This is a genomic window from Algoriphagus sp. A40 (assembly GCF_002002735.1).
Lineage (GTDB): Bacteria > Bacteroidota > Bacteroidia > Cytophagales > Cyclobacteriaceae > Algoriphagus.
This window is the reverse complement of record NZ_MUNY01000044.1, coordinates 41,754-56,129: the sequence shown is the minus strand read 5'-3', so window position 1 is coordinate 56,129 and position 14,376 is coordinate 41,754. Positions and strand designations below refer to the sequence as shown.

The following is a 14,376-nucleotide window of genomic DNA, read 5'->3' as shown; positions in this document are numbered from 1 at the left end:
TGGACAGGATTTCCTGACTCAGGTTTTTTAAAAATTTTGAATTAAAGATTTTTAATATGGCATTCCAGAAAATGATTTGTGGGCCAATCCTCCGTAGGGTGGAAAAAAACAAGGTCTCGGTATGGGCAGCGTTCATGTCCAACCATAGCATCACTTTGAAAATCTGGGAAGGAGATAACATCGAACATACGAGCGGTTCGCTTTTCACCACAAGCAATACGCCAATTGCAGAAGCGGGGACTCATACACTTCAGTTTGGAGTGAATCTCTGGATTGCGCTGGTGACTGTTGACGTTCCGAGTCCCGGCCTTGATCCCACCAAAGTGTACAGCTACAATATGGTCTACCATGAGATCGATGATCCTAATGAATCCGATTTTTTAAAGGACAAATTTCTGGAAGATGGGAAGTCGGAAGGTGAGCGACCTCAGCTTGCCTTAGGGTACAAAAAGAACGTATTACCCTCATTTTGTCTTCCTGGAGAGACTCCCGATAAGCTAAACATCATTCATGGAAGTTGCAGAAAAATGCATGGCCATGGGCAAGATGCCTTGGCATTGCTGGACAGTAAGATTAAGGATAATGTGGATAAACCGGACAAACGGCCCCAGGCACTTTTTCTCACAGGAGACCAGATCTATGCAGATGAAGTTCCGGGTTTTTTCCTGAGAAGTATTGCTTCAATGGATGGAGGTTCCCTTTTTGGTCCCAATACCGAAAAGATGAAAATCAATGCCGATGGTGGAGCGGCTCAGGAGTTTGAAGCGGATATGGTCAACTATCCGCCTTATTTTCGTCAAAGGCTGGTAAATAAATTTGCAGGATTTTCAAGTCAGGCTGCCGCCAATCACCTGCTCAGCTTTGAGGAGTATGCAGGGACTTACCTGAGGTATTGGAACATCCGGTCCTGGAGCAGTTCCATGATTACCGAACTCGACAAAATTACTAAGGCAACCCCCGAGCAGCTTTCAGCCAAATTGGATGAAGTCATCACCAAATTTGTGGATGGAGCTGGCGTCGATGCAGATACCAACCTGGTCAATCTCATCCGAGGCAACCGTCCCACAGAAGCATTTGTCTTCAGTGAAGACAGCATCACCAAAGCCCAATTCAATGATTCAAATTCTGAAAAATTCAAAGACTGGCTAAAACAGACTAAATCCTCCCTTCGTCATGAATTGGTGGATATGGCGGCTTTTATGAAAAAGCTCCCTGAGGTAAGCCGGGTTCTGGCTAATGTTCCCACCTACATGATCATGGATGATCACGAGGTGACCGATGACTGGGCTATCACTAAGCGTTGGAACAATCAGGTGCTTTCCAAACCGTTCGGAAGGGACATCATCAGAAATGCAATGATGGCGTATGCGGTCTTCCAGGATTGGGGAAACAGCCCGGATGAATACAAGGAAGCGATCAGTATGATCTTTGACGACATGACTGACAGCACAAAAAAGAAAGCACAGTTTCTTTTGTATGCAGGCGAATATGCCTTCCGCTATGCAAACAACAGTCATCTAAATACCCTTCGGACTGAGGTCATTGAGAAGATGGAAAACATGTTGGGCATGGGTAGCCAACCTACTACACTGAAATGGAACTACTCCATAAAACTTGGAGCTACTCAGGCAATTGTGCTGGATACCCGCACCCAACGACACTATGAAAGTCTCAATACTGTGCCGGAATTGATCTCTGAGAGCGGGCTATCTGCGCAGACTCCGGATACGCTGACTGATAATCCTCCCTTTGTTTTTGTCGTTTCTCCCTGTCCGATATTGGGTCTGCCCAATTTTGAAGAGCTGGTGCAGCCAGCAGCTGCTGCAGTTATAGCATTGAAGGGAAAGAGTGAGGCCAACCCTGGCATTATCGGTGGTTCATTGGATTTTGATTTTGAGGCTTGGGGCTTCAGTGTACCGGGTTTCGAACGGCTGATTGCAAGACTTGATACCTATAAGAAGGTGGTCCTGCTTTCCGGAGACGTGCACTATGGAGCAACCACGGTCATGGATTATTGGAAAGGAACTGCCGCCGCTCCTACCAGCCGGATTGTACAGCTGACTTCCAGCGCACTCAAGAACGAGTGGCTTCCTAATGTGCTCATACTGAAAAGTGCCGTAGTACAACGAATCCTGACCAGTTTCGGAGATGGACTTTCCAAGTTTGGCTGGAAAAACAAGCTGATCTCCACCAATGGAGCAGTAACACCCCGCAACAGACAAAGACTGAGACATACCACGGCTACGGTTCCAATAGAGGGTTGGACGCCGGGAAGTACAGTGAATCCCGCTCCTGATTGGAGATGGAAAGTTCAGGTACTTAAGGATAAAAAAGGACTGGAAGATGACCCCGTAGGCACAACGGATCTCGTGATCGGCAACGCCACTTCGATGAAAGATGGCTACTTCAATATCGTTTCCAGACATCAAAAAGCATACATGGAGGGCAAGTCACCAAGGATAGCCTGGAACAGCAATGTCGGCTGGATCACTTTCACCGCTGATGGCGACAGTTGGAAAGTAAAACACGAGTTATTGGGAGCAAAAATGGAGTATGAAGTTCCCTTGAAAACCCCGGCGGCAGAACAGGCCAAACCGGAATTGCCGACCTGATGGCATTTGGGTTCCGACTTAGTACCAAGTAAAATTTACTGAAAGGCAGTGTCGGATTAACATAGGATTGAAGTAAAAAAAGAGTTCGCATGTAAACTGAAACAAAATGGCAGACGACGAGAGCCAGGATTTTTTCCAGCAAATACTCAAGCTTTTTTACGATATCATCAAGCCAGGTTTGGATATTTTTTCCGACGATCAGGCAAGGAATGAACTACTTGGATCTCTGGGTCTTCCTCCTACAGGAGCACCAAGTATCCCCATTGGCAGTGGTTTGGAGGAATATGTGAACAAGGCCAGTACTGAAGTGGAGCCTTTTAAGCTGGCTGGAGCGATAGCCGATATGACGGCAATTGTAGTCGCGATCGAGGGAATAGTGCAGGCGGCCATAGCAGCCAGCGATGGGGAAGAGGAGCGGACAGCGAATGAGATCGTCACTGCCATCCTCAATCTGCTGACGCTCGAATATCTGAGACGTAGAATGCCTGCAGTACATTCGGTCATCAGCCTGCTCAATGCGCTCGACACCAAGATGGCCGCGGCCGGAGGATCCTCCAATTTTATTGTAGACGATATCGGAGGTTTTCTGAAAAGTCTGGGACGGGGACTTGAAGATGAAGAATCTGCAAACGCGCTCTCTGATTCGCTGTTTTTGGGTATTGCAGGTGGTTTGTTTTTGCTGGATCACTTTCTGAGAAAAGGTGGAGTAGAAGACCTCACCATCGGATCTAATTATGGCTACGAAGGAGTTGGGTCCAGCACAACGCCGATTGCCGACCGAATTTCCAATCGAACTTTTACTTATGGGGTGGATGCTAGGATTGCCGGTGAAGTCCCATTGAAGCTTTACAACACCTTACTTTTTGCCCCTAAAGACCATGGAGGCATTGCTTTCGTGACCAAGCTCCTCGGCAAAAGTGCCCGCACATTTAACATTGGGGAAGGGGACAAACACTCCGTTGGATATGATGTCACCGGAGACGGACTCTTCAGGATAGGGACATCGCCCGAAGCCAAGGGAGGTCCTGCCAACAAATTTATCGTATTCTATAGCTACAATACCCCCAAGCCTACCAAGATCGCGCTTCTGGATAAGCCGGTGATTAAATTTGCCTTTGGCACAGCCAAAATGGGGGTGATGGTGCAGCCGGATGACCTTCTGGTCAAGGGGATTCTCAATATCCACTACCAAGTCGGAAAGGGTGGTTTGACGGGATTTCCTTTCAGCCTGATCCCGGATTTGGACGACAAATTTCCACTGGGGATAGGCTATTCGCTCAAACATGGATTCATCGTTGACGGCAACGGAAATATCGGGATAGACGAACCGAAGAAAACCACACCAGCAGGCGATGCACCGGCCGGGGGCGATTCCTCCTCAGGTGGCGGCGACTCGTCGGCAGCCTCAGGCGGTGATGCGCCAGCAGCTTCCGGAGGTGACGCCGAACCCCTGGCCAAGATCCTCGGTACTTTGCTCAATGCGCTAAATATGCGCCTTCCACTCCACAAAAACCTCGGAGACATTATTGGTTTGGAAGTGCTCACCATCAAGGTGAATGTGAGTGAAGACATGAGTACCATCGAGCTGGAAGTGTCACTGGATTTCTGGATCAAATTCGGTCCTCCTGTGACTCTGACCATCAATCGGCTTGGGCTTAACCTTCAGGCGAAAAAGCTGGAAGGAAATGGAGGAGTCTTCGGATATGACCTGGTTCCTGCCATCAAGTGGCCAACAGGAGCAGGGATTAGAATCAATGCCGGCGTGGTGACTGGGGGAGGATTTTTATACCTGGATCCAGACGCAGGAGAGTACTTTGGAGCACTGGAGCTCTCCTTTCAAAATCTTTTCGAACTAAAAGCTGTAGGTATTATCAATACCAAGATGCCGGATGGAAGCGAAGGTTTCTCTCTGCTCATCATCATTACGGCGGAATTTTCCCCGGTCCAATTGGGCTTTGGATTTACCCTGATCGGTGTAGGTGGCTTGCTTGGGATAGACAGAAGAGCAGATGTCGAAGCGCTTCGAGTCGGATTGAAAACCAACGCATTGAAAAGCATCCTATTTCCTGAAGATGTGGTGGGCAATATCTCCCGCATCATCAGTGATATCAAGCAGATATTTCCCATCAAGGAGGATTCTTTTCTGATTGGCCTGATGGGCAAGATCGGCTGGGGTACCCCTACGCTCATTTCCATTGAGATCGGGATAATTTTGGAGCTTCCCGAACCCAAGATCATCATCTTGGGAGTGGTTAAGATGGTACTTCCGACAGAAGAAACCGCCTTGGTGAAGATCCAGGTCAACTTTTTGGGAGTAATTGACTTCCAAAACGGTTTTGTGTATTTCGAAGCAAGATTGTTTGACTCCAAGTTGGTAGGCTTTCCGCTTACCGGAAGTTTAGCTTTGGTGGTAGCCTGGGGTGGAAGTGATGCTTTTGGTCTGAGTTTGGGAGGTTTCCACCCGGACTTCAAAGACTATCCCACTGTGCCGACGCTCCCTGGGGCTTTCCGTGATATGGATCGGATCAGTCTTCAGCTCTTGAGCGGAGACAATCCCAGATTAAGTGTAGAATGTTACCTCGCTGTGACCTCCAATTCTGTTCAGTTTGGAGCAAAAGTAGAACTACTTGCAGAGGGCCCCATGGGCTTCAACCTCTATGGTGCACTTGCACTCGATGTGCTCTTTATTTTCGATCCGTTTAGTTTTATTGTCCGACTAGAAGCCACTTTGGCGATTCGTCAAGGCACCAGCATCCTCTTCGGGATCCATTTTATCGGAAGACTTTCAGGACCTACTCCTTGGAATATAGCTGGAGAAGTTTCCTTCGGGCTCTTGTTTGTGACAATCACCATAAGCTTTGATGAAACATGGGGAGATCCAGAGCCGGATGTTGCCTTGGAGACAGAAGATTTGCTCGCACTCCTGACTGGAGAGCTACACAAATCCACCAACTGGAGACCGATCATTCCAGCAAACAACCACTTGCATGTAAGCCTGCGGGCTATTCCAGAGGATGAACAGGTGGATTTGTTGATCCAGCCATTTGGCTCGATCACATTTAGCCAGCGAAGTCTTCCTCTGAACATGGATATCAAAAAGTACGGAAACAGGAAGCCGCTGAAAGCCGATGAGGCCAATTTCCGAATTACAGAAGCATCGATTGGAGCGTCCAAGCCATCACTTGTTCCATCCCAGGAGCTTTTCGCAGTAGGTAACTATCAGCCGCTTTCCGAAGATGAGAAACTCTCCAGAAAATCTTTTGAGAAACTGGAAAGTGGCGTAACTATCAATGATACCGGAGAATTAAAACTGGCCTTGGATGAACTGGATCCGGTGACTTTGGATTACGAGTTGGATTATACCTACGACGATGACCTTGCTCCACCCCGTAGGTTTATGAAGATTCCGCTGGGCGGATTTAAGCATTTGGTGCGTGGAGCGGGAGCTTCGTCTTCCAGGCTTTCCTGGAAAAATGAAGCAACCAAATCCCTCAATGCCCCGGAAAAAGTGGCTTTGAAAACTACCGGTTTCACCATCGCCTCCAATGACGATCTGAAAGAGCTCAATCCCTCTTTTAGATCGGACAGTTACGCTGCGGCAGTGGAATCCATGCGGAAAATCACAGAGAAAAACACAGGCATGAAGGCAAACTTTCAAGTGGTCGGTGTGCATGAATTGGTTTAAAAACTAAAAAGAAATTATTATGAATTTTGGTCAATACAATTTCTTTTCCTGGTCAAGGCGCGGCATTTCAGCCAATGTAATTGAACAAGATACCTTGGGTACCGCTCCTGGAGCGGAGGTCGAGCGGGCCAAGATTCCCGTGGACATCAAGCTGAATGGGACGCTGTCTGTTCCTACTATCAATTTTACGCTTCAAGGCCCCGGAGATATTACTGGGGTCAATGCGGATATGGTCGTGCGAACCGAACCCCGGGACGGGATTTCCAACTTTGAGCCTAATTATTTAGCCTATATAGAATTTTACGATGAAGATTTTCCCTGGCGGTATACGCCCGCTTCAGCCTCCGCTGATCAGCGGAAATTGAGGCCTTGGGTAAGTTTGATCGTGCTGAAAGAGACAGAATTTGAGGACACTAAAAGGCAAAAGCCTTTACGCTCAATAAAAGTTCTCGATGCAGCTGCCCTGCAGCCCCACGATGATATTCACCTGTGGGCACACATGCATACCAATATTCCAAGAACCGAAAACATATTTGAGGAAAACCTGGAGACTTTCCGCCAGGAGATAAAAACCGATCCGGATGGCGTCTATAGTCGGGTGATGTGTCCCCGCAAGTTGGACCCAAATGTGATGTACCACGCCTTTCTTGTTCCAAGCTTTGAAACAGGACGACTTGCAGGCTTAGAACGTTCCCCTGCGGGAATCCCTGCGCAGCAATCCGCCTGGGGTATGGGCTCGGATCTGGAGTTTCCGGTTTATTACCGCTGGCATTTCCGCACCGGTGCCAACTTCGATTTCGAATCACTGGTGAAATTGATCGAGCCTCGAGTCATGGATCAGCGTGTCGGTTCGCGCCCCATGGATTGCTCTGCTCCCGGTTACTTTCGCGCAGATTCCCCCGAGGAGATCCCGGCACCCAATCCGAAGACAGTCCTGTTGGAAGGTGCGGTGATGGCTCCGACCGCTGTATCTACAACTATTGTCCCCAATGCGTTTCAGACCGAAATAGGAAAGCTGGTCAATCTAAACAGAGGTCAGGTTGAAAATCCGAACGAAGATCCCATTGTTACCCTGCCTTTTTATGGCATGTACCACGCGATGCGCAAAGACTTGAGCAAACCGGGAGAGAAGATTGTTCCGGTGTTTGATCCCAACTCCGAGCTTTGGTACAATGATCTGAACAGAGATCCAAGAACCCGTGTACCTGCTGGATTTGGAGTGCAAGCCGTGCAGGATGACCAGGAAAAACTCATGGATCAGGCATGGAAGCAGCTCAATGATGTATTGGAAGCCAACCGCAAAATGCAGCTTGCACTGCTGATGGCTCAGGCCATGGAAAGAGGCTATGCCAAAAATATTCTGCCACAACCCAAGGAAAATGTTCTGTCGTTTAGCCGAAGTGTTTCTTCCAGGATTCTATCCAGTGGAATAACTGTAAAGAAAACTGTCCAAATGGGCAGGATTCCCGATGCAGTGGTGATGCCGGGTTTTCAAAAACTCATCCGTCAAAACTCATCTGTTATTCGAACTCTGCAAAAGCAGGCAGTCACACCTTCCTATACCTTGTTGCTCCAAAATACCAATAAGGTCGGGGGACTGACCGCCGCATCAATTGATAAATTCACCGGACTCACTTCCTTGAGCGGGATCAATACGGTAGCGACTCCTCCTAAGCTTGAGAACGTGAAAGTCTGGAGCCTTCAATCCAATTTGGATAATGAGGCTATTTTTTATCAGAAATCTTATCAGGGAGGACTGCCCGAAATCTCCACCTGGGACAAGCTCATCAACAAAGACCTGGTCAAAGCGGTAAGCGTACCCAGGGCTGCTCCTACTGCTGTCGGGCCGGTTGCAATAAAGAAAACCACTGCTGCATCGCGGCTTAGAATGGATTCTATCGTGCTCAAATTGGATGCAGTCTCTGCGATTAAGCCAATTGATGTGGTCAAAGACACCGGTTTCGTAGCCAATACAGCATATAAAACCGCCTTTACGGATTATGATATCAGGTATACCTTCCGTGATGTACCACCATCGCCTCCGAGTATTGACACGACCAAGCTGGCTATTGACAGCCTCCAGACCTTCAAGCCATTGAATGCCTACAAAAAATTGCTTGACGCCAGGGTTTCTTGGAGCCCTGGGACGAGAAAGCCCAGCGTCGATCCGGACTTCCTTCCGGCAATGGCGTATCCGGATTTTCCCGCAGCAGCTTATAAATTCCTGGTTGACCGGGACAAAGAGTTGCTATTGCCAAACCTGCACCTGATTCAGCCCAATACGTTTTCACTTTTGAAGACAAATCAGAAATTCATTGAATCCTATCTGGTCGGACTGAATTTTGAAATGGGCCGTGAGCTGCTCTGGAGAGAATATCCGACAGACATGCGGGGGAGCTATTTTCGACAGTTTTGGGATGTGAAAGGTTTCGTCACTCCAGACAGCACGCCGACTGATGCGGAATCTTTAAAGGATATTGCACCGATCCATAAATGGGATAAAGCAGCCCTTTTGGGCAAAAACAACGCACGGGACAAAGAGGGAGATTCGGAGCAACTGGTATTTGTGATCCGGGGAGAACTCCTCAAGAAATTCCCCAACACGGTGATCTATGCCCAAAAGGCATTTAAGAAGGATGGGAAATGGGCAATCACACAAGACTTAAATGAGACCCAGTTCAAGAAGGAAGTGCGCTTTCCGATCTATCAAGCCGAATTGCCTCCAGATATCAAACTTTTGGGCTTTGACCTTACAATCGATGAAGCTGCTGGGATAACAACGATGACTGATTTCCCGGGAAACAAAGAGGGCTGGTTTTTCATCATTGCAGAGGTGCCAGGAGAACCCCGTTTTGGAATGGACATCAAGTTTGATCCGGTCGATCCGTTGAAGTTTACCTGGAACGATCTTTCTTGGGAGAATTTTGGCCCAGAGCCAATTCCTTTTGCCACTGGTACAAGGGAACCTAAGAAAAAAGATCCCACTGCAACCAAGGGTGTTTGGGGGAGAAGTTCGGCCGATATGGCATCCATCCTGATCCAACGTCCCGTGATGGTTGCCGTCCATGCTTCCGAAATGCTGGATAAAGAGATCAATGATGAAAATCAGGGGCCTAAGGTTTCCACCAGACTGATGGCGCAGTATACCCTTTACAAGGAGACATTTTTGAAATAGCATGTTTAGCAACCGGTAAAAACTTTTCCCAATGGCAACTTTTCAGGAGCAGATCCAAAAAATCAAACAGCTGCGCGAGTCTTATACTTCCGCTGAGGAAACGAACTATACCACGAAGCTCGGCATCGTTCAAAAAACCAAAAAGCACACTTCTCTCGCTGAAAGTACGACGATTAAGCAACTGGAGCAGAATTTCAGAAATACGGAAGTTTCTCTAAACGCAGCCATTGCAGGCTTGTTGGCAGTCAATCATCGGACACTTACTAAAGAGCTCAATGGGAATCTTCCCATCGTGATGCTTCCAGTGCGGATTGAGACCCGATTTGTAAATCCTGCCGGTAGTGCCCAGGAATTATGGATCAGGATTTTTCCGGATGACATTCATGCAGATTCCCATGAGCCGCTTTTGACAGCCAACGAAATGGAAGCCGGTGAACTTTATTGGGTTAAAAGAGCAGGTTTACACAGCTTCCCTCCGGGAGAAGAGGCCGAGTCAGAAAAGAAGCTGGCCTGGGACAAGCTGAAAGCTGTTTCTATAAATCCTCAGCGGGCTATTTGGATTGCAAAAGCCACAAAACCACTCAACTGGCCTCAAACGGACGTGTCACCCCCTCCAACCTTGGATTTTCCTAAGCATTCGGCTTTCAAGGAGCAGGCATGGACACGGGCTGCGAGGACGCAGGCGCTGCCGGACAGATTTGTCGTGACCATCTTTGCCAATGGCAAAGCAGTGCACGAACAGGTCGGCAATGTCATCCCGGATACCGTGTTTCTGGGGCCTGATCCTTTCTCCAGCGAACAGGCTTTTACCAAAAAAGAAGATGAAATCATCTTTCAGGAAGAGATCGCCTGGCTCCAGAATTTTGACAAAGCGGTAGCAAAAGGACTGGGGATGAAGGTGAAAGTCAACTCCAATATGTTCTCTGCAAATGGCTCTATCGAAAGGATGACCGTTTTAGGAATTCTCCATTCTGCCGATCCGGAATCCGGCAAGAAAATCGTCGAAAGCCTTTTTGAAAATCACCATTACTCTTCTAAAGGCCTTTCTTTTTTGCCCCAAGGGACGGCTACTAACAATACTGAAAGCGAAGCCTCCGGCTATTCACGCAATGAGGACCAGTTGGTCAAAGGGTATTATGAAGAAAGCGCTTCACCAATAAACCCTCAATCCGACTTGGATTTGTTTGCCCAGGCATTTGGGATCAACAGAAATATCCTGAAGGATCTGGCTCATGCAGATCAGATGGACCATCTGAACAATCTGATGATGAACCGTGCCCTGTACGCCGCTACGTTAAGCTATTACTTTGAAGAATTGATGGAGCCTGCCATTCATGATGCGGAAGCGGCACAGATCCGGAGCTTTTTTACAGCTTTTGTTTCGGCAAGAGGTCCCTTGTCCGGCATTCGGGTTGGTGACCAGCCCTATGGCGTATTGCTGACCAGTGATCTCACCCGCTGGAATGAGGCCGCCTCCGGGAAGTTTTTTATAGGCATGGCAGAGGTGATGCGGAGGTTGCAGACGGTTTGGGACCAATTGGTGACCAAGGTTCCCAGAGTGGGGATGCCGGGTGACAGTTGGGAGATCCTGTTGAAGATATTGGGACTGCAGCCTGGCTCTGTAAGTTTCCGTCAGCGACTTGGCAATCTGCCGGACTACAGCTTGGCCTCTCCTTCGGTGAACCAGTCTTTTCTGAATATTGAGATCAAAAATCTAAATCAGCGAATTGTGGATTTTCTGACCACACTCGGATTTAATTCACTGGCAGAAGGGAATTTTTATCCTTTGATCTCCAATATGGTTTTTTACCAGTGGACCAATCCGATCCATGCCGACAAATTGGTAGTGCCGAATGTGACGGCATCTGACACGGAGTTTCTTCCCAAAATGCCCGCCTCAGGCCTCAACTATGCCCAATACATGGGGACAAAGTGTAGTCTGGCCGACTTGGAATCAGTCAATTTTGGAGGAGACAAACCTCCAAGGTCCTTGCTTTCCCTACTCATGCGCCATGCTTTATTGACTGAGTTGAAGCAGGCCGGGACCAGGGCATACCAGGCAAACAACCTTGCGATAAAATCCGCCATATTCGAAAAGAGCTTTTTCAATATGGACAAAAACAACCAGGACCTGACAAGTTTTGAGTTGTTGAAGGGTGATCCGAAAAAAATAAACGAGAGGGCTTTTGCCAATGTCAATACCAGCTTGGGTGATTTTCTCCTGGATTCAAAGGTAAAGGTGACCTGGAACCCAAATATTGCACCGATGAGAAGTGCCATGAACTATCTGGGCGGCCTTTCGACCAAAGCTCTGGAGCGTAATTTGGCGGATTTTGTGGATCTCTGTTCCTATCGCCTCGATGCCTGGCAAATGGGATTGTTTACCAGAAGGCTGCAGCAAAATAGAGCTAAAGTGCCCACCGGGGTTTATTTGGCATCTTACGGCTGGGTTGAAAACCTAAAGCCCGAGCCCAAAAAAACCTTAAACCAGCGAACTGTACCTCCACAGCTTTGGCCGAAAGACGGGAAAGCTCCCATCAAGCTTAAGCAAAATGCGGGATTTTCACATGTCCCTTCCCTTAACCATGCCACAGCGGTTGGTCTCCTTTTAGCAGGGTATAAAAACCACGCCAGTCCCGCCAATCCCAGCCTTTTTGCGATGAATCTGTCCAGTGACAGGGCCAGAAAGGCAATGGCACTCTTCGAGGGAATCAGAAACGGGCAACGGCTTGAAGTCTTGCTCGGCTACCAATTCGAGCGAGGTCTGCATGACGCCACGACCAAGAATCCTGCACATAACCTCAACCAGTACATTCAAGCTTTTAGAAATCGGTATGAGATAGAAAATCTTTCCATTCCCCAACAGGGCTCAGTCGAAGCACAGGAAACAATTGACAGCTACCCTGTTGTGAACGGACTGAAGATTGTCAAAGCCCCTGAGGCTCAAATCAGTGCCTTGGTTACAGAGGCTCCTCACAAACCTTTGGTACTAGCCATCAAGGACGAGTTGGCAAGTGCTCTGGACGCCTGCAATGATTTGCTGATCACCGAGGCTGCATATCAGATCACTCAGGGAAACCGCGATAGAACATCAGGAGTCCTGAATTCCGCACTTTTGGCGGATACCCCACCGGAAATCCAGGTAATGGATACACCCAGATCAAGCCTTCTGACCTACACGCATCGGATAGCCTTACATTTGGATACCAATGAATTTGCTTCTCCCGGCATGGGTTGGCCCACAACAGCCTCTCCTCGTGCCAGGTTTGAGCCGGGACTGAACAAATGGATTGCGGAGCTGATCGGAGATCCTCGCAAAATCCAGTGTAGAGTAACTTCAATAGCCGAGGATGGCGGGAGTCCAGCAACTGAACTCGTGTCTTTGGGGGATTTGGAACTTCAGCCGATTGACCTGATCTATCTTTTGTCGGAAGATCTGGCTGCAGGTGCCACAGAGCTGGAAAGCAGGATTGCCTTCCATTTCAGAAACTCCAATAACCTCCCGGAATCTGTCAAGATAAAGATTGAATTCGCTCCAGAGCTAGAGGCTTCCAATGCTACTTTGGCTTCTGCATTTCCTTTGCTCCGAACTATAAAAATGACCTTGGGACAAACCCGTGTGGCAGATGCAAGGGATTTTGCAAGCAGACCAAAGGCAGTAGTCAATTCGCTGGAATTGACAGGAATAGACTTTGAAGATTGTCAGAAAAGGGTCTCTGAGGCACACGGTTCACTCAGTAAAATCGCTGAACTTTTTGGTAACCTGGTTCCCAGCACGATTTTGCCTAAAGACGAACTTAATCCTCCTACAATGGCGGAATTGTTCAGTATTGCAGAATCTTCTACCGATGCTGGCCAACTGTTTCAGACCGTGTCCCTTTCTGAGGAAACATTGCTCGGAATTATTGCCTTTCAGCGATCAGCAACATTTTTTGGAGTGCAATTGGCCTATCCCCAGAGTCCGGGTCCGGATTTGCTGGAAAGTCAGGAAGAACTCCTTTCCAGAACAGCAAATCTTTGGAAAGTCATCCGTTCAAAGGTTCAGATCGGAGAGGCAAAATTGACTCAGGCCACTGCTGAAACCAACGTTATCCCAAGACTCAAACTGCTTTCTGAAGCTGCCAAGGCTGTTTTGGGAGATGATTTTGTATCAATTCCCCGTTTTCATTATTCCAACATTGACATCCTTCAAAAGTCCTTTGGTGAAGAGGATCAGTTGCTAAAGCATATCACTAAACAAAGCGGATTGACTGGGGATGTAAACAAGGAATCCTGGCTCCAGTCTGTGGCAAGAGTACGGCCTGCGGTCGCCCGCTTTGAGACCCTTCGGTTTATGAGTGAGGCACTGAACAATTCTTCCATGGACCTGTCCGTGGCGCAGGTTCCTTTTCGTCCGGAGGACAGTTGGCTGGGTTTTGAATTTCCAAAGGAGTATGATGGAAAACCATTCAATATCATGGAGGATACCGTGTCCCTCGCGTATTTGGGAGGGCAGGCAGTGAAAACAAAAGACCTACAGTCTGTCCTTATTCTGGACGAATGGACAGAGAAAATTCCTGTGGACGAGGAAATTACCGGGGTCACCTACCATTATAACCAACCCAATGCTGTAGCTCCTCAAGCGGTCTTGATGGCAGTGGAGCCCACCAACACCGGAAAATGGGACTGGGATGTGTTGCAGGGAGTCTTGAATGATACCATTCGCAGATCCAGGTCCAGAGCTGTTGAGCCGGATCAACTTATGGAACATGACGTCCTCAAGATCCTCCTTCCGATGACCATCGCCTCTTTTGACGTCAAGGAAGCCAATGTGTCCTTGGATTACCTGCTTCTGAACGACAAGTTTTTGCAGGTTGCCAAGAGTGCCAATATGCAGCTATACACCAAGTGGGATAAAAACTAAA

At 48.1% G+C, this 14,376-nt stretch carries 4 protein-coding genes; all 4 read left to right on the top strand.

Going from position 1 to position 14,376, the window contains the following annotated elements; genetic code table 11:
- Positions 1-98: 98 nt before the first annotated feature.
- Positions 99-2,612 carry a hypothetical protein gene (locus B0E43_RS28025; protein WP_139352690.1) on the top strand — a complete coding sequence of 838 codons (2,514 nt, stop codon included), beginning with the start codon at positions 99-101 and terminating at the stop codon, positions 2,610-2,612.
- A 106-nt stretch (positions 2,613-2,718) separates the two neighbouring features.
- On the top strand, positions 2,719-6,297 hold the full coding sequence (locus B0E43_RS28020) for a DUF6603 domain-containing protein (protein ID WP_077348056.1): 3,579 nt from the start codon (positions 2,719-2,721) through the stop codon (positions 6,295-6,297).
- 19 nt (positions 6,298-6,316) lie between these two features.
- Complete coding sequence (locus B0E43_RS28015) at positions 6,317-9,472, top strand: hypothetical protein (RefSeq protein WP_077348055.1); 3,156 nt, start codon at positions 6,317-6,319, stop codon at positions 9,470-9,472.
- Positions 9,473-9,503: 31 nt separating this feature from the next.
- Positions 9,504-14,375, top strand: a complete 4,872-nt coding sequence (locus tag B0E43_RS28010) for a hypothetical protein (RefSeq protein ID WP_077348053.1) — start codon at positions 9,504-9,506, stop codon at positions 14,373-14,375.
- Position 14,376 lies beyond the last annotated feature (1 nt).